We start from the raw sequence: 24955 nt of genomic DNA on the forward strand, positions 1-24955 counted from the left end.
TTTAAACTCCATAGCTGCTCTATAATACATTCATTGTATAATCTATTTTTTGATTTAAGGAAATGTGTGGTTAATTGAGAAATTAGCCTTTTTTGCCTTATTGTATGATGTTATGCAACGGGGATAAAGTTTGGAATTTGGGAATGATTAGATCATTATTTATAATAATTTTATATATTGTTTTTTTATGTACAGCGAGAGCTGAAGAGCCTATTTTTATTGTGCCTCATCGAGCAATTTATGATTTTCATCTCGATAGCGTTTCTCATGATATGACAATTTCTGCGATGTCAGGGCGAATGGTTTACGAGCTTACTGGTTCGGCATGCCAAGGCTATAGCACACGTTTTCGTTTTATTAGTCGTGTTCACATTGAAGATATGCCGGTACGTTTAACGGATCAACAGACGACGAGTTATGAAACAGGAGACAGCCGTACATTCCGTTTTAATATTACAGATCAAGAGGGAGAAGAGGTTGCGCATCGTGCTGAGGGGGTCGCGGAGCGTACTCAAGATGGTATTACAGTTACCTTAAAAAAGCCAAAGGAAAAAGAGTATAAGCTCGCAATGGCTGAATTTCCAATGATGCAACTAAAAAATATTATCCGCCATGCAAAAGCAGGGCATCATTTTTACAATGTTACTGTATTTGATGGGACAAATAAAGCAGATAAAGTTATAAAAGAAAGTATCGTCATAGGGGAAAAGAAGGCGCTTTTATCTGATAGCGAAACGGAAAAAGTGAGAAAATTGGATGAAGACGAATATTGGCCTGTTACAATTTCTTATTTTGATGATGGAGAAAATAAAGATGGTTTGCCGATTTATCGTAGCAGTTTTCTTTTACATGAGAATGGTATCATGCGTGATCTTCATATAGATTATGGAACTTTTTCAGTGCGTGCAAAATTGAACAGTCTCGAATTCTTGGAACTTGGAAAAGATCTTAATCAATGTGAAAATGCAAATATTAAATGATTAAAGAAAATGACTTGAAAAAGAATCAAATATTAGTATGTTTGCGCTATTCCACACGCGGAGTTTGGGTGTTTGCAAATAATTTGTGAGAAAATTCTAGCAAGCATCCGCCGGTAGTAGGTTTTCCTGCTTTTTCCGCGGAGGTTGAACCGGAAAGGATAAGATTTATGGCACTACCCGATTTTACTATGCACCAGCTTTTAGAAGCAGGTGTGCATTTTGGTCACCAGACTCATCGTTGGAATCCCAAAATGACTCCCTATATTTATGGTCAGCGTAATAATATCCATATTATTGATCTTGCTCAGACCGTTCCGCTTTTACACCAAGCGCTTAAACTTGTTTCAGATACTGTTGCGCGTGGTGGTCGTATTCTCTTTGTTGGTACGAAACGGCAAGCATCTGACATTATCGCTGATGCGGCGAATCGTTCTGCCCAGTATTACGTTAATGCACGCTGGCTTGGCGGCATGCTCACAAACTGGAAAACGATTTCCAATTCGATACATCGTTTGCGAAAGCTTGACAAAATTCTTGCTGCTGAGGCGCAAGGTTTTACCAAAAAAGAACGTTTAAATCTTGAACGTGACCGTGAAAAGCTTAATCGTGCGCTTGGTGGTATTAAAGATATGGGATCTGTTCCAGATCTTATATTTGTCATCGATACGAATAAAGAAAATATTGCCCTTCAGGAAGCAAAACGTTTAGGCATTCCTGTTATTGCTATTATTGATACAAATTGCGATCCTGATGACGTAACGCATCCGATACCAGGTAATGATGATGCTTCACGTGCAATTTCTCTTTATTGCGATCTTTTTGCTCGTGCCGCCCTTGATGGTATTGCACGCCAGCAAGGAGCAATGGGTATCGATTTAGGAGCTCAAGTTGATGCGCCTGTGGAGCCTATTTTGGAAGAAAATGCGGTTTCAGAAGTTTCTGAATAATATAAAACGCCTAATTAAGGTACTTTTATTGTCTAAAGAAGAAGTTATAGGCGTGCAGAGGAGTTTTGCACGCTTTCACTATTACAAAATAAAGAGGCAAATATGAGCATTACTGCTGCACAAGTAAAAGAACTTCGAGAACTATCTGGCGCTGGTATGATGGACTGTAAAGCTGCTCTAGCTGAAACCAGTGGTGATATGGAAGCTGCTGTTGATTGGCTTCGTAAAAAAGGAATAGCTAAAGCAGATAAAAAGGCCGGTCGTACAGCGGCTGAAGGATTAATCGGAGTCGTATCAAAAGATTTAAATGCGGTTTTGGTTGAGATTAATTCTGAAACAGATTTTGTTGCACGCAATGCCGGATTCCAAGATATCGTGCGCAATGTAGCAACTGCTGCTTTAGATACGCCAGGTGATGTTGAATCTGTTTCTGTTTCTCTTTATCCAGGTTCTGAGAAGACTGTAGAGCTTACGATTAAAGATGCAATTGGTACAATTGGCGAAAATATGACATTTCGTCGTTCCGCTAAATTGTCTGTTGAGAATGGTGTTGTTGCGACTTATATACACAATAGTGTAGCTGATGGTCTTGGTAAGCTTGGTGTTTTGGTTGCAATTGAAACAACAGGAAATAAAGAGGCTGCTCTTGCTTTTGGTCGGCAGGTTGCGATGCATATTGCAGCAACCAATCCCTTAGCGCTTACAGCACAAGATGTTGATGCTGCTGCTGTTGAACGTGAAAAAGCAATTTTTTCAGATCAAGCACGTCAATCTGGAAAGCCTGAAAATATCATTGAAAAAATGGTAGAAGGACGTATGCGTAAGTTTTTTGAAGAGGTTGTTTTGCTTTCTCAAGCTTTCGTTATGAATCCTGATATGACTGTTGAGGCAGCTTTAAAGGATGCTGAAAAATCAATTGGCGCACCAGCAAAAATTACAGGCTTTATTCGTTTTGCATTGGGTGAAGGTGTGGAAAAAGAGGAGTCTGATTTTGCTGCAGAGGTTGCTGCTGCTGTAAAAGGCTAGTTATTGCAAACTCTTGATTAGAGATTTAAAGTCATATCGTTGGTTGTAGAATCTCTGATGGGGATGATGTAATTGTTGAGAGGGCGTCACGTGAAAAAAAGTGGTGCCCTTCGTGATGTCAAAAGCAAAAAGTAAATGTGCTTTTGGGGAGATTATTAATGGCATTAGCACTTCCGTATAAACGTATTCTTTTAAAGGCTTCTGGTGAAGCTCTTATGGGGGGGCAAAGTTTTGGCATTGATGTTTCTGTTGTAGATCGTATTGCCGCTGATATTGCAGAAGTGCGCACAATGGGGATAGAAGTTGCGGTTGTTATCGGTGGGGGAAATATTTTTCGTGGCGTTGCTGTTGCTTCCCATGGTGGAGACCGAGTGACAGGTGATCATATGGGAATGCTTGCAACTGCTATCAACTCTTTAGCATTGCGAACATCTTTGACAAAATTAGGGGTTGAAACTGTTGTACTCTCTGCGATTGCTATGCCACAAATTTGTGAAAGTTTTTCGCAGCGTAAAGCAATAGCTTATATGAATCAGGGAAAAGTTGTTATTTTTGCGGGCGGTACAGGAAATCCATTTTTTACCACTGATTCTGCTGCTACTTTGCGTGCAGCTGAGATTGGTGCGGATGTCCTTCTTAAAGGAACACAAGTTGATGGTATTTATTCAGCAGATCCAAAGATAGACCCTACGGCTAAGCGTTTTGACCAATTAACACATGTTGAAGTGTTACAATGGGGATTATCTGTTATGGATTCAACGGCGGTCACTTTAGCACGTGAGAACAATGTACCGATTATTGTGTATTCCATTCATGAAAAAGGCGGTTTGGCTAAGGTCTTGAATGGAACAGGACGCTTTACAATAGTATCGGAATAAGGGTAAGCTTCAAAGGACAATTGAAGGAGACAGAAATATGAATGTTACATCAATTATGGATGATCTGAAACGTCGCATGGATGGTGCTATTACGGCTTTTAAACATGAATTAGGTGGTTTGCGGACTGGACGTGCATCGGCCAGTTTATTAGAGCCGTTGACCGTTGAATCTTATGGTTCTGTTGTGCACATAAATCAGGTTGCTAATATTTCTGTTCCCGAACCTCGGATGCTTTCTGTTTCTGTATGGGATAAAACGATGGTAGGAGCTGTAGAGCGCGCTATTCGCGATTCTGGTCTTGGTTTAAATCCCATAACTGATGGTACGAATTTACGTATTCCTTTGCCTGAGTTGAATGAAGAGCGCCGTAAAGAACTTGTAAAAATTGCACATCACTATGCAGAGCAAGCGCGTGTTGCTACACGTCATGTTCGTCGGGATGGTATGGACAATTTGAAAAAGTTAGAAAAAGATGGTGAAATTGGACAAGATGAAGCCCATAGTTTGTCTGAAAAAGTTCAAAAACTCACAGATGAAACGATTGCTGATATTGATAAAATTTTAGCCGTAAAAGAATCTGAAATTATGCACGTTTAAGACGATTTTGTTGTTAGAAAAGGATGTTTACTCCCAGCCTGTAAATTGTTTCTATAGATAAGGGAAGTGGTGTGCTCTGTGATAACAAGGTGTGATGCAGGAAGGTATTTTATCATTTTGATATGGGAGAGATTGATTTGAAAGGGCAGATGTTTTAATTTTTTAATCTGCGTGGTGAATCATGTCCTTTGCTAGAAGACGCTATTGAGCAGCATGGTGAGGGCTTTCAGTTTAGCATGTCTTTGTTAAACAGCATAATGAAAGCATTCTTAGAAATTATTTAAATATTCTAAGATGAGGGTTGGGGAAAGAATATAACACAAAAAAACAAGCCTAACCTTTCTCTTATTTTCCATTATAAAACATGTGAGTATAATCGATGAAGCAGATGCTATGCGGTGTAATTCGTTTTTTTACGACGAATATTTGATAGAGAAGTGTTTTTATATGAAACCTATATTAGTTAATTTATATGGGGCATAGGTAGCTGCTTTTTCATTTTATATTTGAGAAAATATTAAAAAAATACTTTAGGATCAATCTTGACGGAGATTTTCGAAGCTGTTTTCATTGATTATTTGTCTCATAAGCGCTATCTTGGTAAACTGAATTGTTTATGATAAATTATAAGGGAAATTTATACAAGTATGAAATAAAAATATTGCGTAGGGAGGTTTTTCTTACGTCAATTTTAGAGCTTGTATTTTCTATTTTTATTGTTTGGATGTTGTTTTGTCTAATTTGGTTTATCGTGTTCTGACAGCTTTTGTGTTTGGTTTTATTGCATTGTATCTAACATGGTTGGGAGGAATCTCCTTTTTTTTATTTGTATGGTGTATTGGCGGTTTTGTTCTTTATGAGTGGATGAGTATTACTAAAGAGAAATGGTGTATTTTACAAAAAATATTAGCAAGTACCTTTTATTTGATCTTTGGCTTTTTTTTAGTGTTGAGTGTATCTGCTTCATTGATTTTTTGTGTTTTAATCGTTTTGGCTGCGGTGTTGGCTATTATATCTATAAAAAAGAGTGGTTGGGTTTTTTGTGGTTTTTTATATGCATCTTTTCCTGTTGTTGCTTTATGCTTTCTACGGGATCATGAAATGTTGGGGTTCCAAGTTGTTATTTTCTTATTTACGATAGTGTGGGGAACAGATATTGGCGGGTATTTTATCGGACGTGCATTAGGGGGACCTAAATTAGCACCACAATTTTCTCCTAATAAAACATGGTCAGGAGCACTTGGTGGTACATTTGTCGGAGTTTTCGGTGGTATATGGGTTGCTTTTGGATTTTTTGATATAAATTTAGCAAGTTTTTTTGTGCCACTCCTTACACTTGTTTTGTCAATTGTTTCACAATTGAGTGATTTAGGGCAATCATGGCTCAAAAGACGGTTTTCTGTTAAAGATTCTAGTTCTTTATTGCCTGGACATGGTGGTTTTATGGATCGTATAGATGGATTGGTAGGGGCAGCTTTTCTTCTTTATTTAATTGGTTCATTTATGTCTGATATGGATGCACCTTTTAATCTTTTTAGTATGATCTAATTGGGAGAAGGTAGTTTGGGACTTTTAAATTATATCGTCACTATGGGTGATTTTCTTTTAAGAAGTTTGAGTATTCTTTTCATCATTATGATTATCATTTTTGTGCACGAGTTTGGGCATTATCTCATTGGTCGGTGGTGTGGTATTAAGGCGTTAGTTTTTTCGCTTGGATTTGGGCCAGAAATAGCGAGTTATACAGATAAGCATGGCACGAAGTGGCGCTTAGCACTTATCCCCGTAGGAGGGTATGTAAAGTTTGTTGGGGATGAGGGAAAAAATGATACGGTATCATCCCAATCATCTCTGATTGTTGACGGTTCATTTGCTAGTGCGCATGCTTGGAAAAAAGCAGCAACTGTTTTTGCCGGTCCTTTTTTCAATGCCCTTTTTACTGTTGTTATTCTAACATTTTTTTTCTTTATCTATGGTCGTGTAGCCATTGAGCCCGTTGTTGGTTCTTTGGTAAAAGATAGCCCTGCTCTTCAGTCTGGTTTGGAGTTAGGTGATCGTTTTGTTGAAATGGATGGACGACGGGTTGAAAGTTTTGAAGATTTGATGAATTATGTGGCTTTTCACGGAAGAGAACCCATAGAGTTTAAAATAGAACGCATGGGGCGATTCTTTACAACGGTGATTACTCCGAAAATCGTTGAGCGAGATGATGGATTTGGTAATCGAACACGAAGTGCTATGATAGGTGTAGGTGTTCCTATTGATTTAAATAATCCTGCACATTTAGATCCAACTTATATAAAACATATTCGCTATGGTTTTGTAACAGCTGTAAGAGAAGCTTCAGACCGTACTGTGTTTATCGTCACTCAAACCGTTCTTTTTATGAGTCGTTTAATAGGAGGAAAAGAGGACCGTTGTCGGCTAAGTGGACCTTCTAAAACCGTTAAAATTGCTTGGAAAGTGAGCGAGACAGGTTTTGTCTCTTTGTTGAATTTGGCAGCTTTTCTTTCAATAAGTGTTGGGCTTATTAACCTTTTTCCGATTCTACCGCTTGATGGTGGGCATCTTTTATTGCATGTCATTGAGGTCATTACTGGGAGGGAAATATCTGCTAAAATCCAGGGAATTATTTTTCGTTTAGGTTTTTCCATTCTTCTCCTTTTTATGATCTTTGTCTTTTTTAATGATTATTTTTGTTGGTTTAGCTAATTAAATTATGGAAAACGCTTTATAAATTGAGTAATAATAGCGAAAACAAATTGAAGGTTGTTTACCATGTCTGCAAAATGTTGTGGCGTCGTACATTATAATGAGTAATTAAGGAATGAAAAGTCTCGCTGTAAAAAGGTTGTTATGGCAGTTAGCTTTTTAAGGCATCATGTCCAAGGAACAAGAGTAAGGTAAAAAAGCCAATGACTACAAATTCAAAGTTTTTAAATGCAGCATCTGTATTGGTGTTAAAAATGGGGATGATTGCCCCAGCAACGGTTTTTATGTCAATTGCTGCGGTTGGAGAAATACAAGCATCTGTAGTCCGTTCTATTGAGGTTCGTGGGAATAAGTTTGTAAGTTCTCAGGCGATTCGAGACAATATGGGGATTAAGGCTGGACAAGGGGTTTCCAGTGCTGATGTTGATAATGCTGTGAAGAATCTTTTCGAATTGGGTTTATTTTATGATGTTAAAATAAATCCGGTAGGTGATAAATTGGTTGTATTCGTAAAAGAATATGAGGTTGTCAATCAGATATTGTTTCAGGGAAATAAATCTTTTAAAGACCCAGATCTTAAGCGGTTTATTTCTTTAAAACCGAATGAGCCTTTTAATTCTGCTAAGCTTTCTGCTGATATAAATACAATTCGTGAAGCTTATAAAACTCTTGGTCGTAATAATATCACTGTCAACGTTCAAACGATTAACCTTGGAAAAGGGCGAGTTAATGTAGTATTTAATGTTGTTGAAGGGCAAAAAACAAAGATTGGTGATATCACTTTTAAGGGGAATAGTGTCTTTGGAAGTCGCCGTTTGCGTGATGTGATTTCAACAAAAACTTCAGGAATTTTTTCGAAGTTGTTGGGAGGTGATGTTTACAGTGAAGAGCGTCTCGCTGCTGATGAAGAAGCTTTACGTCGCTTTTATTATAATCGTGGTTATGCAGATTTTCGTGTAGTCTCTTCTAAAGCGACTTTTGATGCAGCAAGCAATACATATAAAATTTCTTTCGTTCTTGATGAGGGTGTGCGCTATAAAATTAGTGATATTCAGGTTGAAAGTGATGTTGATGGAATTGACGTTCAATCTGTGAAAAGGGGGCTTAAAACCCAGCCAGGTGATGTTTATAGTGCAGAAGATATTGAACAGTCTGTTGCAATTATTAATAACAAGGTTGCTGATTCGGGATATGCTTTTGCTAAAGTTGAGCCGCGGGGAAATCGTAATTTAGCAAATCATACAATTTCAATTTTATATAATATTGAACAGGGTACACGTGCTTATATTCAGCGTATTGATATACGTGGCAATGAGAAAACGCGTGATTACGTCATTCGCCGTGAGATTGATTTAAACGAAGGGGATGCTTACAATCAAACTTTATTACAGCGGGCAAAACGTCGTCTAGAAAGTTTAGGTTTCTTCAAAGCCGTTAATATTTCAATGGTTCCCACAGATCAATCTGACCAAGTTATTTTAGTAATAGATGTCGTTGAAGCTTCAACAGGAGATCTCTCTCTTTCTGGAGGGTATACAACAGGGGGAACAAGTCCTGGTATGTCACTTGAAGTTTCTGTTACTGAACGTAATCTTGGGGGACGTGGTCAATATGTTCGTTTAGGATTAGGTGCGGGGCAAGAAAAATCTCGTAATTATAATTTATCATTTGTTGATCCTTATTTCTTAGGGTATCGTTTATCTGCTGGCGTTGATGTTTTTCGTAGTACTTATCGTGCTGATAAGGCCTATGATGTACGACAGACAGGTGGATCGCTACGGTTTTCATTACCTATTAATAATCAATTATCTGCTAATGTAGCTTATTCTTATGTACAGGAAGAATATGATTTTGGCGGAGAGTACGATTTTGACAAAGAGAGTGATGTAATAGAATTATATGGGAAATATTCTGGTGCGATTGTTCAAGCTGCAAAACAAAGCCCTTGGAAACGTTCATCAATTAGTTATGGTTTCACCTATAATACGATTGATGATATGAGATCCCCTCATGATGGGTGGTACGTGCATCTTCTTCAGGAATATGCAGGGCTTGGTGGAAGTGCAAAGTTCTTGAAGACCACGGGTAAGGCGATGATGTACAAGACTCTTTCTGATCAGAAGGATATTGTTGGTTTGCTTTCCTTTGGGGGTGGTTATATCCACGGAATGGGCCGAGATGGTGTTCGTATTTTCGATATGTTTAAAGCGAATACTGATATGATTCGAGGGTTCAAATATAATGGAATAGGTCCACGTCAGGTTTCCAGTAAGGGTGAGGTTTATTTCTTGGGGGGAACAACATATATGAATGCGACTGCTGAAGTACAGTTTCCTATCCCTGTTGTGCCTGAAGGGTTCGGGTTGCGCGGTGCTTTATTTGCGGATATTGCCACGCTTTATGGCAATAATTATAAAGCCGTTTTTAAGGGTGAACCGTCTGTTACCAATACCAAAAGTGCTTGGCGTTCATCTGCAGGTGTGAGTTTGATGTGGGATTCTCCGTTTGGTCCTTTGCGTTTTGATTATGCTTGGCCAATAACGAAGCAGGAAGGTGATCGTTTGCAACAATTGAATTTTGGTATTTCTACGAAGTTCTGATTTGAGCGATTTTAAGAAGGAAAAACTTGAAGAGAATAGCTTAAGCTGGGAGAGAAAGTGTTTTGATGGCGGATACATTTTTTTTTACGCCGTCCCGGCAATTGACAGTTGCAAATGTTGCTGAGTTGACGGGTGCAAAGCTTCTTAATCCAGAGTTTTCTCATAAAGTTATCAATACTCTTTCTTCACTTGAGAGTGCTGTGGAGGGTTCTCTTGTTTTTGTAGAGCATCGGAAGTTTTCTGATGCTTTACTGGACAGTTCTGCTGTTGCTGTTTTTTGTACGAATGAGATTGTTTTTAAAGTTCCCGAAACTATGGCAATTTTGGTAACATCCACACCACAGCGTGACTTTGCTCAGATTGGTCGTATTTTGTTTCCAGATTCTGTCAAGCCAATGCCTTGGTTAGGATCGAAGGGGATTTCATCGCATGCGCATATTCATCCAACGGCTAAGTTGGCACATGATGTGTGTATTGAAGCGGGAGCTGTTATTGGTAGAAATGTTGAGATTGGTGCAGGAACCCTTATTTCATCCACAGCTGTTATCGGTGAAAATTGCCGTATTGGATGTGACTGCTATATTGCTCCTAAGGTAACAGTTCAGTGTTCTATAATAGGTGATAAGGTTCAGCTTTATCCTGGTGTTTGCATTGGGCAAGATGGTTTTGGTTATGTTGGGGGCATTTCTGGAATCGAGAAAGTTCCACAGCTGGGTCGCGTTATTATTGAGGATGGTGTAGAAGTTGGTGCGAACACGACAATTGATCGTGGGACATTTCAAGATACTGTTATTGGTAAAGGAAGCAAGATTGATAATCTTGTACAAATTGCCCACAATGTAAAAATCGGCCGCTATTGTCTTATTGCCGCTCAGTGTGGCATTGCGGGAAGTACATCGATAGGGGATATGTCTCAGCTTGGCGGAGGTGTTGGAGTAGCCGATCACATCATAATAGGTAAATGTGTTCAGATTGCTGCTCGTAGTGGTGTTATGAATGACATTCCGGATGGCGAAAAATGGGGAGGTAGTCCAGCGCGACCATTTAAACAATGGTTTCGTGAAGTAGCGACATTGCGCAGTATGGGAAAAGTTAAAAAGGAGAAACGCTGATATGATCAGCAGTGAAAAGACTAAAAATTTAGAGGCTGTCGATATTGAAAAACTATTATCAATATTACCGCACCGTTATCCATTTTTATTAATTGATCGTATCATTGATATTGATGGTGAGCAAGAAGCGATTGGTATTAAAAATATAACGATTAATGAGCCGCATTTTACGGGACATTTTCCCGCGAAGCCTGTTATGCCTGGAGTTTTGATTTTAGAAGCTATGGCACAAACAGCAGGAGCAATAGCACTTTTAAATTTAGGTAATAAGCAAACAAATTTAGTTTACCTTATGACGGTTGATAATGCAAAATTTCGTAAGCCGGTTATGCCTGGTGATCAGCTCAAGATTCATGTTCAGCTCTTGAAAAAAAGATCTGGTATGAGACGTTTTTCGTGCGTTGCAAAAGTAGAAGATGTCCGCGTCGCTGAAGCAGAAATTGCTGCGATGATTGTCGAACAAGAATAAAAGATATTTGATGGGAATTTAAAAATGTCCGGTACGAAAATCCATCCAACTGCTCTTGTGGAGAATGGAGCGCAGCTTGGTGAGAATGTACAAGTTGGACCGTTTTGTCATATTAGTTCAGATGCTGTTATTGGTGATGGATGCAGTTTGATGAGTCATGTTGTGATAATGGGGAAGACAACGTTAGGAGCCAAGAGTAAAGTATTTTCTCATGCAGTTTTGGGAGCAGATCCGCAAAATAATAAACATAAGGGAGGGGCTACGACTCTTTCGATTGGTGAAAACTGCACGATTCGTGAAGGCGTAACAATGCATAGGGGTTCCGATTCGAGTGTAGGAATGACAGTTGTTGGTGATAATTGCCAATTTTTTTGTTATGCGCATATTGCTCATGATTGTCATGTAGGGAATCATGTAACATTCGCAAATAATGTGATGATAGCTGGTCATGTTATTATTGGTGATTATGTGATTATTGGTGGGGGTGCTGCTGTGCATCAATTTGTTCGTGTTGGGCATCATGCATTTATTGGTGGTGTATCGGCATTGGTTGGTGATCTCATTCCCTATGGAACAGCTGTTGGGGTACAGGCAAAACTTGCTGGCCTCAATATTATCGGCATGAAGCGTGCAGGACTTGAGCGTCAAGATATTCATGCACTCCGTCATGCGGTTGCTATGCTTTTTGATCATAGCAAACCATTTAAAGAGCGTGTCAGTGATGTTGCTTCTTTCTATTCTTCTTCTCAGTCTGTTCTTGATATAGTTAATTTTATTAAGGAAGAAGGAAAACGTTTTTATTGTACACCAAAATTTGAAGGTGATAGAGTAAAAGAACGTAAGGATTAAAAATGCCTATGTGGGGAGCCAGAAGTTTTCTTTCCGGCCGTACTGCTATTATAGCAGGAAATGGTGTTCTACCGATTACTGTTGCGCAGGCTCTTGAGAAGAATGGAGAGAATCCTTTTCTTGTTCTTTTGCGTGGTGAGGCAGATTCTGTTCTTTATCGCTATGAGCATTGCGAGCTATCAATTGTGGAGTTAGCGCGACTCGTTAAAATCTTAAAAGAGGCTGGAGTTTATAATGTTGTTTTGGCAGGTGGTGTGAAAAAGCGCCCACTTCTTAAACAATTGCGACTGGACTGGACAACATTTTTAGCTCTTCCTAAGTTAATCGGAGCTTTGAAGAGAGGGGATGATGCGTTATTAAAAGCTTTTATACGGATTATTGAAACGTATGGTTTTCGTGTTGTTGGTGCTCACGAGATAGTCGCAGATCTTTTAGCTCCCGTAGAGTTTGATTTAACAGTGCGGCGTGCTACGCGAAAAGAAAAAAAAGATATTTTTTTAGCAGCAGAAGCAGCAAAGCTGTTAGGTCAATTAGATATCGGGCAAGCCGTTGTCGTTGTCCAAGGAAGGGTGGTTGCACTGGAGGGCGCTGAGGGAACTGATAATATGTTGTGGCGTGTTTGTGAAATGCGAGAAAGAGGGCAAATTCCCCTTAAAGGTGGCATTCTTGTAAAATGTGCAAAACCACAACAGGATAATCGCGTTGATTTACCATCAATTGGGCCCGCGACAATAATGAATATTGCAAAGAGTGGTTTATCTGGTGTTGCGGTGGAGGCAAATAGAAGTCTAATATTATCGGTGAAAACAACAATAGAAAAAGCCAACAAATATTCTCTATTTATAGAGACATTTGAAAAGTTTGGTCATGAATAATTGTTTTTTAAAGATTGCTGTGGTTTCAGGGGAGGAATCTGGTGATTTACTTGCGTCCGATTTAATTTCTTGTTTATCACAACAAACAGGATGCAATATTCATTTGATTGGTGTTGGGGGGAGGCATTTAAAGGCATTAGGTTTAAAAAGCTTTTTTGATTCCCATGATATTGCTTTAATAGGTTTAAAGGAGGTGTTGAAAAAACTACCATTATTGTTGCTACATATTCGCAATTTATCCAAATTTATTGCACAAGAACAACCTGATTGCCTCATTATTATTGATAGTCCTGATTTCACGCATCGTGTTGCAAAAAAGGTGCGCGTTTTAGCGCCTTCTATTCCTATCATTAAATATGTTGCACCAACCGTTTGGGCATGGCGTCCAGAGCGCGCTAAAGCTATGCGCAAGTTTGTTGACCATGTTTTAGCGGTTTTTCCTTTTGAAGAAAAGATTATGCAAGATTTGGGTGGTCCTCCCACGACTTATGTTGGACATCGTCTTTTGACATATCCTTCCCTTTTGATCGTTCAGTCAGAAAAAAAATGCCAATTAGAACAAAGAAATTTGATCGATACACAAACATCATCGCCTACATTAGTTATTTTACCAGGATCACGCAATTTAGAAATTCGTTCTTTAATGCCTATTTTTCGAGAAACAGTAGAGATTCTTGTAAAACGTATTCCTCATTTACGTATTATTTTACCAACCTTACCACGTTTAGCGGATAAAATTCGTGATTTTGTACAAGGCTGGAAAAGCAAAGTGGAAATTGTAGTTGGTGAAGATGCAAAATGGCGTGCTTTTGCACAAGCAGATGTTGCACTTGCAGCATCTGGAACGGTTTCACTTGAATTAGCATTAGCTAAAATTCCAACGGTCCTTTGCTATAAACTTGATCGTTTTTCTAAATTCTTTATTTTCCCTAAAATAATTTTATGGAGTGCAGCTCTTCCCAATATTATTTCTGATAAGCCTATTGTACCGGAATATTTTGATGAATTTCTACGCCCAGGCATGTTAGCAAGACAAGTAGAACAACTTTTGTTTAATCCTTTAATACGACAGGCACAACTCGATGCCTTTGAGATGGTAGAACAGAAAATGAAAACTGAAGTACCATCGGGGGTTGTTGGCGCACAAACAATTATCACTCTTTTAAAAAGCAGGAATAAAATTGTATAAATAAAGCAATATGTTAATAATTAATATTTAATTTTAGCAAGAAAATTACAAGCACGTTGGCTTTTAGGATTAGTAAAAAATTCTTCAGAGGCTGTATCTTCAATAATTTTTCCATTTTCTAGAAAGAGTATTCTTTCTGAGACTTTACGTGCGAAGCCCATTTCATGGGTAACACAAAGCATTGTGATCCCTGTATCGGCCAATCGAGCCATCACGTCTAAAACTTCTCCCACACTTTCTGGATCAAGAGCAGAGGTTGGTTCATCAAAAAGCATGACTTCAGGTTCCATACAAAGTGCACGGGCAATCGCAACACGTTGCTGTTGCCCACCAGAAAGTTGTAAAGGATATTTTTCACAGTGTTTTTCAATACCAACATGCGTTAAGTAACGAATTGCCCGTTCTTGTGCTTGTTGTTTGGAAAGTCCTTGAACTGTCATAGGTGCTAAAACACAATTTTGTATAACACTCATGTGGGGAAATAAATTAAAGTTCTGAAAGACCATTCCTATCTTACGAAGAACATTTTTTTGCTGTTGTATAGGAGCGGTATGGATATCAACATTATGGATACAGATTGAACCCTTTTGTGCTTGTTCTAATTGATTAATACAACGGATTAACGTTGATTTTCCTGATCCCGATGGTCCACAAATAACGATATGTTCACCAGCTTGAACATTAAAGTTGATATCATGCAGGACCTGAAAGTTTCCATACCATTTATTTAGATTTCGAATAGAGATCACAGGGTTTTTACAGGGAGAGATCGATTTATTATTTTTCAAATTCATCTTATTTTATTCTTTCATTGATGAATAACTTGATTAATTTAATATTTTTGTTTGTAAAGTTTTTTATGATCATTTTATTTACCGTAAATATCGAGTGAGGCGCTGTTCGATAAAAACAATAAAACGATGAATGAGTTCAACGATAAAGAGATAGATAAGAGCAGCCCAAACGTAAACTTGAAAATCGAAAGTCCGTGAATAAGTGAGTTTAGCAACCCCCATTAAATCATAAACAGTAATAAGTGAGGCAAGAGCACTGGATTTAATCATTAAAATCAACTCATTTCCTAGGGGGCGTAATGCTACAATCATTGCTTGTGGAAGAATAACTCTAAAAAATGTGACAGAGTTACTTAGACCTAAAGCTTTTGATGCTTCACGTTGCCCAGTTGTTACGGATAGAAAACTTCCTTTAAAGATCTCAGATTGATAGGCAGCAGAATTGAGAGTAAAAATAAAAAGACAACAATACCACGCGTTTTGAAAAAACCACCACAAACCAACCTGCTGCCAGAAGTCATTCATTGAACCAAGTCCATAATAAAAAAGGAAGAGTTGAGCTAATAAAGGAGAGCCACGGAAAAAATAGACATAAGCGTTTGCACAATACTGTAAAAATGTATTTTTTGATAGACGTGCAAAAGCAATAAGCATACCAAGAAAAAAACCAAGAGAACAAGAAATAGAAACAAGCTCAACAGTAACAATAAAGCCATTAATAAATTTTGGTCCATAATGGCTTAAAAGATCAGGATTGAAAAGGAAATAAAGCCACTCAGGAATCATTGACGTAGCACCTTTTTATCGCCTATTTGAGTGTATGTTTCCAAATGGCGTAAAATTGCAGTAAAAACCGCTGAAAATAACAAATAGAGTAAGCATGCTACAAGATAAAATAGCATGGGTTTATTGGTAGCAGCGACAGCTAAGTTCGTTTGTCGCATGAGGTCAACAAGTGCGATGGTTGAAACAAGGGATGTATCTTTCAGTAAAGTAAGCCAATTATTAGAAAGTCCTGGCAAGGCATTTCGGATGAGCTGAGGAAAGACAATACGAAAAAATGTGGTTGACCGTGAAAGGCCTAAAGCTTTAGCCGCTTCATATTGTCCTTTATCAAAAATATTAAATGCTCCAAGCCAAACCTCACAAGAAAAAGCTGCAAGAACCATACTAAGCGCAAGAACACCAGCAACAAAAGCATTGATACTGAACATGATTTCAAAATTAAAATAGTCAAAGACATTTTGAATAAGGCTTTGTAACCCGTAGTAAACTAAAAACAAAGTTAAAAGCTCTGGTAGTCCACGAAATACCGTTGAAAAGAGGCGTGCCATCGCTTTGGCCATCTTAATATTGGATCGAATCATCACTGCATTTAGAAGACCTAGAGGAAGTCCTAGAAGTCCACAACATAATGCCAATGACAATGTCATTCCTGCACTAGAAAGTATAACCGCTCCCCATCCACCATTGCTAAATGATAGCAATGCTAAATTTTCAATCATTCTTGTGTTCCTCATGAAAGAGTTAGATAATATTTTTTAGAAATAACTAGCGGGTTTCATTTAAACATCATATTGATATTTAATAGATATCACTTGTAAAATATTTTCTCATAATTTTCTCATAAGTTCCATCTAAACGGATTTCTTTTAGCGCCTTATTGAACTTATTTTTAAGATCATTATTATTTTGACGCAGTGCAATTGCAACAGGAAATTTTGTTTCTTCTAGAGTTCCAAGGAGGAGACAGCAATCTTTTCCTTCATTTTTAAGCCAATTTAATGCTTGTAATTTATCAACAATAATCACATCAAGTCGATGATTTAAAAGGTCACGATTCACTTCTATTGTGGAAGGGTAGAGTTTAATTTTCACCTCTTCAGAAGCATAATGATCTTCTGCATAGAAAGCTTGTGTTGTATTTGATTGTACACCAAGATTTTTACCTCTAAAGTCTTGTGTTGAGATTTCTTTAATTCCCGAAGCTTTGGTAACAATAACAGCCAGTGCTGTATCGTAGTAAGGATCTGTGAAGTCAATTTTTTGTAAGCGCTCTTGTGTGAGAGAGAGGGAGGCAATGATAGCATCATATTTTTTTGCAATAAGTCCAGGAATCATTCCCTCGAAGTCTTGTGTGACAACAGTACACTCAACATTCATTTTTTTACAAAGTGCATAAGATATATCAATATCAAGTCCCTGCAATTTATTATTTGAGTCAATATAACTAAAGGGAGGGTAGGTGCCTTCACTCGCAATTTTTAATGTTTTCGCATCAGCCAATTGGGTGAATAGTGCGGCGCTTATTATAAGAGCTCCTGCTAATAGTTTCATGATGTTCTCCTATTGGATAAGCGGGCAAATATGAAATCACTATGTTTTTATAATCTGTAAGCTTTTTGGGAGCAATTCAAAAATTTATTGATGTTTATTTTAGATCATTATGTTGGACATTATTATCAAAAAAATTATCTTTTTTATTGATAAAAAAAGAATAAATATCTTATTGCTTGTATGATAGCTTAATTTTCACGAAATGATAGATTTGAATCATTTCATGAGTAAAAACTAAGGATTTTTCTTGAAAGTAAGGCTATTCAATTTGAACATAAAGAAAAAATTAGATTTTGATACGATAAAAATACAACCTTATTGTTGTCATTATATTCTATAAAATGTTTAGATATCGAGGAACAATTAAAAACTATTTTGATAAATGTAAATTTTCTTATAAAACTGCCGAATTTCCAATTATCTTTGCATGTCCAATAAAGAGTTAAAAAATACTCCTTAAATATAAAGACTGAATTTTAATTCATAGTGATATCTAATCGATATTGAAAGTAAAATATTTTTTCATAATTTTTTCATAGGTTCCATCGGCGCGGATTTCTTCTATTGCTTTATTAAAACTGTTTTTAAGATCGTTATTATTTTGACGGAGTGCAATTGCAACAGGAAATTTTGTTTCTTCTAGAGTTCCTAGGAGGATACAGCAATCTTTTCCTTCATTTTCAAGCCAATTTAATGCTTTTAATTTATCAAAGATAATGATATCAAGCCGATGGCTTAAAAGATCACGATTAGCTTCTATTGCTGTAGGATAAAGTTTGATATTCACTCCTTCAGAGGCATAATGATCTTCCGCATATGCAGCTTGTGTTGTATTCGATTGTACTCCAAGATTTTTACCTCTAAAGTTTTGTGTTGAGATTTCTTTAATTCCCGAATTTTTGGTAACGATAACAGCGAGTACAGTATTGTAGTAAGGATCTGTAAAATCAATTTTTTGTAAGCGCTCTTTTGTAGGAGAAAGGGAAGAAACGATAGCATCGTATTTTTTGGCAAGAAGACCAGGAATCATCCCCTCGAAGTCTTGTGTGACAATAGTACATTCAACATTCATTTTTTTACAAAGCGCATAAGATATATCAATATCAAACCCTTGAAGTTCGTTATTTGAGTCAATATAACTAAATGGCGGATAAGAGGCATCGCTTGCAATTTTCAGCGTTTGAGAATTGGCCGATAGGGTAAACAGTGTTGCGCTTATTATAAGAGCTCCTGCTAATAATTTCATTATGTTCTCCTATTAGATAAGCTGGCAAATATGAAACCATCATGCATTTTTATAATCTGTAAGCTCTTTTGGAGCAATGTAAAAAATTTATCTGTGTTCATTTTGCTATCATTATGCTGGATATCATTATCAAAAAAATGATTTATTTTTATCAAGTATGGGAATAAAAAATACAGGAAAGAAGTACACCTCTTGTTGATTATATGATGATTTTTAATATTTTTATTTAAAAATCAATAAGTTAGATTTAAAAGGAAAAATATTAACTTAAATACAAAGAAAATTTCAGCTCTTAACAGGATAAAATGTAAAGTATTTTTATTCTAATCTACTTGAAAAGGGATAAGAAGTTTTTGGCATTTTAAAGAAGCACTTAATGTAAGTCTTTTGCAATTTTATCTGGAGAAGATAGAAAGTAAAATTCTTACATTGCTAGATTTTAATATGTAATAAGGTTTTTAAACATGAGGGAATGACAGGAAATACACTTCCATTAAAGATAATGAGAATTATAAGGTAAAATTTTCAATTTCTTTTTGCTAAATGTTTGGCTAACTTGCAGAAGAGTATTCTCAATTTAAAACTTAGAATTTTTTAGTAAATTTTTATGATGATGTTACCTCTGTAGAAAGAGTTTTAAAATCACGTTTTATAAAAATTCTCAAAGGATATTTTTGGATTATTTTCAATAAAGCTTCAGTAAACTGAAGCTTTATTGATTTCTTTTTTTAATTTGCACGTTCATCTATAGGAACATAGTCACGCATAGCATAGCCTGTGTAGAGTTGTCGAGGACGACCAATTTTTTGTGCAGGGTCTTCAATCATTTCTTTCCATTGTGCCACCCACCCGACACTGCGCGCCAATGCAAAAAGAACAGTAAACATTTCAGTTGGAAAACCTAGAGCTTTTAATGTAAGGCCGGAATAGAAATCAACATTGGGATAAAGCTTTTTCTCAATAAAATATTCATCACTTAAGGCAATTTTTTCAAGTTCTATTGCAATATCAAGAAGCGGGTCATCTTGAATGTTGAGTTCTTTTAAAACTTCATGACAGGTTTTTTGCATGATTTTTGCACGTGGGTCATAATTTTTATAGACACGGTGCCCAAAGCCCATAAGGCGGAAAGGATCATTTTTATCTTTTGCACGTGCAATAAATTCAGGAATTCTTTCAATAGAACCTATTTCTTGTAGCATTTTTAAACATGCTTCATTGGCACCACCATGTGCTGGTCCCCAAAGGCATGCAACACCTGCTGCAATACAGGCAAACGGATTAGCACCCGAGGATCCAGCAAGACGTACCGTAGATGTAGAAGCATTTTGTTCATGATCTGCATGAAGGATAAAGATTTGATCCATCGCCCGAGCAAGCACAGGGTTTGTTTTATATTCTTCACAAGGAACAGCAAAGCACATACGGAGGAAATTTGCAGCATAACTAAGATCATTACGTGGATAAACAAATGCTTGTCCGATACTGTATTTATAGGCCATAGCAGCAAGCGTTGGAACTTTTGAGATAAGACGAACAGAAGCAATCATTCTCTGGTGAGGATCTGTAATATCAATAGAGTCGTGATAGAACGCAGACATAGCGCCAAGGCAGGCAACCATGACGGCCATAGGATGAGAATCACGGCGGAAGCCATGGAAGAAGCGTGCAAACTGTTCGTGTACCATGGTATGCTGCATAATACATCGATCAAATTCATTTTTTTCTTGCTGTGTTGGGAGTTCACCATAAAGTAAAAGATAACAACTTTCGAGAAAGTCTCCTTTTTCAGCTAATTGATCAATAGGATAACCACGATAAAGCAATATGCCTTTATCACCGTCGATATAAGTAATTTTTGATTCACAAGAAGCTGTTGAAGTAAAACCAGGATCATAAGTAAAAATATCGGCTTTTTTGTAGAGAGAAGCAATTTCAATGACTTCAGGTCCACTCGTGCCTTTACGCAAGGGAAGCTCTACTTTTTTATCATTCACAATAATATATGCGTTATTCTCAGACATTCGGTATTCCTTTCAGATCCTTCACTTCTAAAAATTAAGACTCTGCTTCATCAGAGTGGGGGATGTATAACTGAAGCTTTTCTTACTTATATTTAAGGGTAGATTGCCTCTAAAAGTGAGTACATGCAATCTAAAAATATTTCCTTATTGATCATTATTACTCAATAAAAAATGTATTTCAATGATATAACATAAAAAACTCTTCTAGGGCGCGTTGAGATATCTGTATAGATCCCTATTTGAGGAAATATACTCAGTACACATTATGAGCATATTGTTGTGATAAGTTGGTCCTTGATGCGATGAAGGGATTCATCGCGTCCTAATAAAATAAGAACATCCAAAACACCTGGTGATGTTGCAGATCCTGTAAGAGCTGCGCGAAGTGGTTGGGCGATAGATCCAAATTTGAGATTCTGTGTTTGTACACAAGAGCGAAGTGTTTCATCTAGGGTTTTTGTATCCCAAGAGGGGCAAGCTTTCAGGGCAAGATAAAGATCATTTAAAATGGTTCGTCCATTTTTATCTAAGAGCATTTGTGCTTTTTCATCAAGTTGTAAAGGTCGTTGCGTAAAAATGAAGGAGGCATTGTCGATCAGTTCGCACAGTGTTTTTGAACGTTCTTTCAAATGCGGGATTGCTTTTAAAAATTGAACACGGCGTTTTTCATCAAGTCTTTCAATAATTTGTGCTCCCCTATCGGTTTCTGGTAGAATATTAAGAGCGGCATCAAAAAGTTCTTGATCATTACTCATGCGCATATAGTGTCCGTTGATGGAATCGAGCTTTTTGAGATCAAAACGAGCAGCACCTTTGTTAATATCCTCAATGTCAAACCAAGAAATCATATCTTTAAGCGACATCAGTTCGTCATCACCATGACTCCAACCTAAACGGACAAGGTAATTGCGCAAAGCAGCAGGAAGATATCCCATTGTTCGGTAGGCATCAACACCGAGTGCACCATGCCGCTTTGATAATTTTGCACCGTTTTCACCATGGATAAGAGGAATGTGTGCCATAACAGGAATATCCCATCCCATTGCCTTAAAGATGATCATTTGTCGGGCAGCATTGGTAAGATGATCATCCCCACGTATAATATGTGTGATGCCCATATCATGATCATCAACGACAACAGCATGCATATAAGTAGGCGAACCATCAGAACGCAAAATAATAAAGTCATCGAGATCTTTATTAGGAAAACGAACATCACCTTGAACACGATCATGTACAATCGTTTCTCCATCTTCAGGGGCTTTGATGCGAATAACAGGCTTAACACCTTTAGGAGCTTCAGAACGATCACGGTCCCGCCAACGTCCATCATAACGTGGTGGGCGCCCTTCTGCACGGGCTTTTTCACGCATTTCAGCTAACTCCTCAGGTGAAGCATAACAATAATATGCTTTGCCGTTTTTGACCAACTGTTCGGCGATTTGTCGGTGACGTTCAGCACGTTCAAATTGCGAAATAGGGGTGCCATCATAACTAAGCCCCATCCAGTGCAAGCCATCTATAATAGCTTTTACAGCTGCTTCTGTTGAGCGCTCTCGGTCTGTATCTTCAATTCGTAAAAGCATTTTTCCACCGGTATGTTTTGCATAAAGCCAATTAAAAAGAGCAGTACGAGCGCCACCAATATGAAGAAAGCCAGTGGGTGAAGGGGCAAAACGAGTAATAACAGACACGAAATATTTTCCTTTAAACTGAGATATTACTTATAGAACTTTATAGAAAAATCATGTTAGCATAGGTGATGGGGTGTGCAATAGCCATATTGCGAGTTAAAGTGGGGGGCGGATGTTTTATCAAAGTAAAGTTAAAGAGGGTTTATCCGAAAAATCTGTTACAGAAAGAAAAAAGCCATGTCAAATAGGGCAGAGTATTTTTTCTAGATATGATGATGCAAAGAACGGCAGTTATAACCAACAAAAACTTTTTTTATTGACACTCTCAAAAGAAGTAATCATTCGTTTTCGCAAATGGCTAGAAGATTGTATCAATAAAGAAGTTTCTTTTGGTATCCTTTTTTCGCTGATTTTAGTCTTTTTTGCCCTAGGAATAATTTTTTACTTTCATTTAGAGTGGGAGCCAAGTTGGGGACAATTGGGGGCGTTGGTCAGTATTTTTCTGGGAATATTCTATGTTGCACGTTTTTATCGAAAAATATGGATTCCCGTGGGATTTTTGTTTTGTATTATATTGGGTGCTTTGGCGGCAAAAATAGAAACGTGGCGTATTGCAACACCCATGTTAAGCAGTGACATCGTCACCACATTGACGGGAAGAATTGTTTCTATTGAGTCAGGCACCAAAGGGGGATTTCGTTTAGTTTTGGATGTTTTGAGTACAGAAAAGCCCATATTATGCCATAGTCTTCATCGTATTCGTTTATCGGCAAGATATTTGCCATCTGGCTTAGCAATTGGTGATGGACTATATGGGAAAGTTAAGATTCGTGCATTTTCTGGGCCAGTGCGTCCAGGAGGCTACGATTTTAGTTTTCATAATTATTTTAAAAGAATTGGGGCACAAGGCGTTTATTTAGGAAAACCAAGAAAAATATCGGTTTCGCAGCCTGATGGAATATTCGCTATCATTCTACAGAAAATTGAAAATTTACGCACGAAGATGACACAAAGAATCCGTATAGCCCTTGAAGGAGAAAAGGGGAGTGTTGCTGCTGCTCTCATAACAGGGCAGCGTGCTGGCATTTCAAATGAGACAAATGAGGCATTACGTACGGCTGGATTAGCCCATATTTTATCAATATCAGGTTTACATATGGCGTTGTTAAGCGGCATAGTTCTTTTGAGTATCCGTAGTTTTTTAGCATTTTTTCCAGTTTTTTCTTCCTATTATTCCAGTAAAAAATTTGCTGCTATCATTGCGTTTATGATAACAGCTTTTTATTTGTTATTGTCGGGCTTAGCAATATCAGCGCAAAGAAGTTTTGTGATGATTGCTGTTATGTTGGTTGCTATATTGTGTAATCGCTCTGCTATAACAATGCGTAATTTTTCTATTGCAGGGTTGGTAACCCTAGCGATGACACCCCATGAAATATTAGGTCCTAGCTTTCAAATGTCCTTTTCTGCGACTGCTGCTTTGATCGCTTTTTTTGATTGGTGGAGTGGAAGATCATTTTTTCGTAAAAGAAAAACAACTCCCTCTTATGTTGGAGGAGGAGTGATAAATTTTGCTTTCTTATCGATGCTTTCAACATGTGCTTCTTCCCTTGTTGCAGGGAGTGCAAGTGGAATTTATGCTGCTTATCATTTTTCTAATACGGCATCTTTGAGCATTATCAGTAATGCTTTTGCTTTGCCTGTCATTTCAATTTTCGTCATTCCTTTTGGATTAATTGCAGTCCTCGCAATGTTAGGAGGATTCGAATGGCTTCCCCTTCAAATTATGGGGTTTGGTGTTGATCTTGTGATAAAGATTGCGCATGCTATCAAGGCTATTTCTCCTGATCTGAATCCTGGTTTTATGCCGTTATCTGCGTTGGTTTTATTGAGTATAGGCTTGGTTGGACTGACTTTTTGCAAAACACCCATCCGGCTCTTTTTTAGTTTGTTTATTTTGGCTGGTATTTCTATTTGCGTAATGCATTCACCTGTACAACTTATTATAGCAGATAATATGCGTCTCGTGGGCGTTATCCATGATAAAAAATTATATATTGATCGTTACCATATTTCTAAGTTCACGACATCCATATGGAAAAAGTCATTTCGTGTGAATGAAACGATTAAACCAACAAAATATGGTCCTTCATTGCACGGACAATTTATTTGTGATTATCATGTATGTACGTCATTATTAGAGAATGGATTAAAAGTAGTTGTTTTACAGAGAGAAACAGATCAATGTGTAGAGGCAGATATTCTCATTCAGACATTTGTAATGCGTAATCCAACATGTTATAAGAAGGCAAAAATAATATTTACGCCTCAACAATTGTTATCACGAGGAAGCGTTATGATGACCAAAGGTGGAGATATTATTTGGTCTTCGCTAGGGTTTCATAGACCATGGAATATGCACAGACAGCATTCATAAAAAATATAATCTATCATATTTTGCTTCACATTTGGATAATGACAAAACAAAAAATAATAGAAGACTTTTCTGATAAAATTTTGCGGTATTTAAATTAGTAAGTTTATCAAAGTCATTGAAACGAGATAATAACCTACAGTTTTCTAGAAACAGATGATTTTTATATCTGATCATTTTAAATTTTTCAAAAAAAATCGGTATGTGCATCCTATTGATAGCACAAGATAAATCAAAAATTTTTATTGAAT

At 37.3% G+C, this 24955-nt stretch carries 21 protein-coding genes; 14 read left to right on the top strand and 7 right to left on the bottom strand.

Annotated features, from left to right (window positions below):
- Window positions 1-143: 143 nt before the first annotated feature.
- The 13 genes from ACFIJQ_RS05925 (at window position 144) to lpxB (ending at window position 14235) form a co-directional block, all read left to right on the top strand.
- A complete protein-coding gene (locus ACFIJQ_RS05925; RefSeq protein ID WP_375629046.1) occupies window positions 144-980 on the top strand; it encodes a cell envelope integrity EipB family protein in 837 nt (278 codons plus the stop codon).
- A gap of 167 nt (window positions 981-1147) precedes the next feature.
- The gene (gene rpsB / locus ACFIJQ_RS05930) at window positions 1148-1927 is read left to right on the top strand and encodes a 30S ribosomal protein S2 (RefSeq protein WP_273788135.1); all 780 of its coding nucleotides are present in this window, start codon (window positions 1148-1150) and stop codon (window positions 1925-1927) included.
- 102 nt (window positions 1928-2029) lie between these two features.
- Window positions 2030-2953 carry a translation elongation factor Ts gene (gene tsf / locus ACFIJQ_RS05935; protein WP_012755042.1) on the top strand — a complete coding sequence of 308 codons (924 nt, stop codon included), beginning with the start codon at window positions 2030-2032 and terminating at the stop codon, window positions 2951-2953.
- A 158-nt stretch (window positions 2954-3111) separates the two neighbouring features.
- Window positions 3112-3831, top strand: coding sequence for a UMP kinase (gene pyrH / locus ACFIJQ_RS05940; RefSeq protein ID WP_012755043.1), 720 nt, complete (start codon window positions 3112-3114; stop codon window positions 3829-3831).
- A gap of 37 nt (window positions 3832-3868) precedes the next feature.
- Complete coding sequence (gene frr / locus ACFIJQ_RS05945; protein ID WP_012755044.1) at window positions 3869-4429, top strand: ribosome recycling factor; 561 nt, start codon at window positions 3869-3871, stop codon at window positions 4427-4429.
- Window positions 4430-5161: 732 nt separating this feature from the next.
- A complete protein-coding gene (locus tag ACFIJQ_RS05950; RefSeq protein WP_375629049.1) occupies window positions 5162-5977 on the top strand; it encodes a phosphatidate cytidylyltransferase in 816 nt (271 codons plus the stop codon).
- Window positions 5978-5992: 15 nt separating this feature from the next.
- The gene (locus tag ACFIJQ_RS05955) at window positions 5993-7141 is read left to right on the top strand and encodes an RIP metalloprotease (protein ID WP_273788133.1); all 1149 of its coding nucleotides are present in this window, start codon (window positions 5993-5995) and stop codon (window positions 7139-7141) included.
- Between the two features lie 203 nt (window positions 7142-7344).
- On the top strand, window positions 7345-9741 hold the full coding sequence (gene bamA, locus ACFIJQ_RS05960; RefSeq protein ID WP_273788132.1) for an outer membrane protein assembly factor BamA: 2397 nt from the start codon (window positions 7345-7347) through the stop codon (window positions 9739-9741).
- 65 nt (window positions 9742-9806) lie between these two features.
- Window positions 9807-10853, top strand: coding sequence for a UDP-3-O-(3-hydroxymyristoyl)glucosamine N-acyltransferase (gene lpxD, locus ACFIJQ_RS05965; RefSeq protein WP_012755048.1), 1047 nt, complete (start codon window positions 9807-9809; stop codon window positions 10851-10853).
- 1 nt (window position 10854) lies between these two features.
- Window positions 10855-11322 carry a 3-hydroxyacyl-ACP dehydratase FabZ gene (gene fabZ, locus ACFIJQ_RS05970; protein ID WP_375629053.1) on the top strand — a complete coding sequence of 156 codons (468 nt, stop codon included), beginning with the start codon at window positions 10855-10857 and terminating at the stop codon, window positions 11320-11322.
- Window positions 11323-11346: 24 nt separating this feature from the next.
- Window positions 11347-12171, top strand: a complete 825-nt coding sequence (gene lpxA, locus ACFIJQ_RS05975) for an acyl-ACP--UDP-N-acetylglucosamine O-acyltransferase (RefSeq protein WP_012755050.1) — start codon at window positions 11347-11349, stop codon at window positions 12169-12171.
- 2 nt (window positions 12172-12173) lie between these two features.
- Window positions 12174-13046 carry an LpxI family protein gene (locus ACFIJQ_RS05980; RefSeq protein ID WP_273788131.1) on the top strand — a complete coding sequence of 291 codons (873 nt, stop codon included), beginning with the start codon at window positions 12174-12176 and terminating at the stop codon, window positions 13044-13046.
- Window positions 13039-14235 carry a lipid-A-disaccharide synthase gene (lpxB, locus tag ACFIJQ_RS05985; RefSeq protein ID WP_375629056.1) on the top strand — a complete coding sequence of 399 codons (1197 nt, stop codon included), beginning with the start codon at window positions 13039-13041 and terminating at the stop codon, window positions 14233-14235. The genes ACFIJQ_RS05980 and lpxB overlap by 8 nt, the downstream gene beginning before the upstream one ends.
- A 20-nt stretch (window positions 14236-14255) precedes the next feature.
- On the opposite strand, the gene ACFIJQ_RS05990 is transcribed toward lpxB, so the two are convergent.
- From ACFIJQ_RS05990 to gltX, 7 genes are all read right to left on the bottom strand, one after another.
- Window positions 14256-15029 (bottom strand): amino acid ABC transporter ATP-binding protein, encoded by a 774-nt coding sequence (locus ACFIJQ_RS05990; protein WP_375629059.1) that lies wholly within the window; start codon window positions 15027-15029, stop codon window positions 14256-14258.
- A gap of 78 nt (window positions 15030-15107) precedes the next feature.
- Complete coding sequence (locus ACFIJQ_RS05995) at window positions 15108-15815, bottom strand: ABC transporter permease (RefSeq protein WP_375620077.1); 708 nt, start codon at window positions 15813-15815, stop codon at window positions 15108-15110.
- Window positions 15812-16534 (bottom strand): ABC transporter permease, encoded by a 723-nt coding sequence (locus ACFIJQ_RS06000; protein ID WP_012755055.1) that lies wholly within the window; start codon window positions 16532-16534, stop codon window positions 15812-15814. Before ACFIJQ_RS06000 ends, ACFIJQ_RS05995 begins: the two co-directional genes overlap by 4 nt.
- 79 nt (window positions 16535-16613) lie before the next feature.
- Window positions 16614-17366: a transporter substrate-binding domain-containing protein gene (locus ACFIJQ_RS06005; RefSeq protein WP_012755056.1), complete on the bottom strand. Its 753-nt coding sequence runs from the start codon at window positions 17364-17366 to the stop codon at window positions 16614-16616.
- Window positions 17367-17859: 493 nt separating this feature from the next.
- Window positions 17860-18612, bottom strand: coding sequence for a transporter substrate-binding domain-containing protein (locus ACFIJQ_RS06010; protein WP_273788128.1), 753 nt, complete (start codon window positions 18610-18612; stop codon window positions 17860-17862).
- A 728-nt stretch (window positions 18613-19340) separates the two neighbouring features.
- Window positions 19341-20636 (bottom strand): citrate synthase, encoded by a 1296-nt coding sequence (gene gltA / locus ACFIJQ_RS06015; RefSeq protein WP_375629063.1) that lies wholly within the window; start codon window positions 20634-20636, stop codon window positions 19341-19343.
- A 263-nt stretch (window positions 20637-20899) separates the two neighbouring features.
- Window positions 20900-22330 carry a glutamate--tRNA ligase gene (gltX, locus tag ACFIJQ_RS06020; protein WP_375629066.1) on the bottom strand — a complete coding sequence of 477 codons (1431 nt, stop codon included), beginning with the start codon at window positions 22328-22330 and terminating at the stop codon, window positions 20900-20902.
- A 112-nt stretch (window positions 22331-22442) separates the two neighbouring features.
- Between gltX and ACFIJQ_RS06025 the strand changes: the two genes are divergently transcribed.
- Window positions 22443-24707: a ComEC/Rec2 family competence protein gene (locus tag ACFIJQ_RS06025; RefSeq protein WP_375629069.1), complete on the top strand. Its 2265-nt coding sequence runs from the start codon at window positions 22443-22445 to the stop codon at window positions 24705-24707.
- The last annotated feature ends 248 nt before the right edge of the window (window positions 24708-24955 follow it).

This window comes from Bartonella sp. TT67HLJMS, assembly GCF_042193375.1.
GTDB classification, from domain to species: domain Bacteria; phylum Pseudomonadota; class Alphaproteobacteria; order Rhizobiales; family Rhizobiaceae; genus Bartonella; species Bartonella grahamii.

What these genes read in the sequence shown, in the direction of transcription:
- ACFIJQ_RS05925 (WP_375629046.1), top strand. Translation starts at nt 144, where the DNA reads ATGATTAGATCATTATTTATAATAATTTTATATATTGTTTTTTTATGT.
- rpsB (WP_273788135.1), top strand. Translation starts at nt 1,148, where the DNA reads ATGGCACTACCCGATTTTACTATGCACCAGCTTTTAGAAGCAGGTGTG.
- tsf (WP_012755042.1), top strand. Translation starts at nt 2,030, where the DNA reads ATGAGCATTACTGCTGCACAAGTAAAAGAACTTCGAGAACTATCTGGC.
- pyrH (WP_012755043.1), top strand. Translation starts at nt 3,112, where the DNA reads ATGGCATTAGCACTTCCGTATAAACGTATTCTTTTAAAGGCTTCTGGT.
- frr (WP_012755044.1), top strand. Translation starts at nt 3,869, where the DNA reads ATGAATGTTACATCAATTATGGATGATCTGAAACGTCGCATGGATGGT.
- bamA (WP_273788132.1), top strand. Translation starts at nt 7,345, where the DNA reads ATGACTACAAATTCAAAGTTTTTAAATGCAGCATCTGTATTGGTGTTA.
- lpxD (WP_012755048.1), top strand. Translation starts at nt 9,807, where the DNA reads ATGGCGGATACATTTTTTTTTACGCCGTCCCGGCAATTGACAGTTGCA.
- fabZ (WP_375629053.1), top strand. Translation starts at nt 10,855, where the DNA reads ATGATCAGCAGTGAAAAGACTAAAAATTTAGAGGCTGTCGATATTGAA.
- lpxA (WP_012755050.1), top strand. Translation starts at nt 11,347, where the DNA reads ATGTCCGGTACGAAAATCCATCCAACTGCTCTTGTGGAGAATGGAGCG.
- ACFIJQ_RS05980 (WP_273788131.1), top strand. Translation starts at nt 12,174, where the DNA reads ATGCCTATGTGGGGAGCCAGAAGTTTTCTTTCCGGCCGTACTGCTATT.
- lpxB (WP_375629056.1), top strand. Translation starts at nt 13,039, where the DNA reads ATGAATAATTGTTTTTTAAAGATTGCTGTGGTTTCAGGGGAGGAATCT.
- ACFIJQ_RS05990 (WP_375629059.1), bottom strand. Translation starts at nt 15,029, where the DNA reads ATGAATTTGAAAAATAATAAATCGATCTCTCCCTGTAAAAACCCTGTG.
- ACFIJQ_RS05995 (WP_375620077.1), bottom strand. Translation starts at nt 15,815, where the DNA reads ATGATTCCTGAGTGGCTTTATTTCCTTTTCAATCCTGATCTTTTAAGC.
- ACFIJQ_RS06000 (WP_012755055.1), bottom strand. Translation starts at nt 16,534, where the DNA reads ATGATTGAAAATTTAGCATTGCTATCATTTAGCAATGGTGGATGGGGA.
- ACFIJQ_RS06005 (WP_012755056.1), bottom strand. Translation starts at nt 17,366, where the DNA reads ATGAAACTATTAGCAGGAGCTCTTATAATAAGCGCCGCACTATTCACC.
- ACFIJQ_RS06010 (WP_273788128.1), bottom strand. Translation starts at nt 18,612, where the DNA reads ATGAAATTATTAGCAGGAGCTCTTATAATAAGCGCAACACTGTTTACC.
- gltA (WP_375629063.1), bottom strand. Translation starts at nt 20,636, where the DNA reads ATGTCTGAGAATAACGCATATATTATTGTGAATGATAAAAAAGTAGAG.
- ACFIJQ_RS06025 (WP_375629069.1), top strand. Translation starts at nt 22,443, where the DNA reads ATGTTTTATCAAAGTAAAGTTAAAGAGGGTTTATCCGAAAAATCTGTT.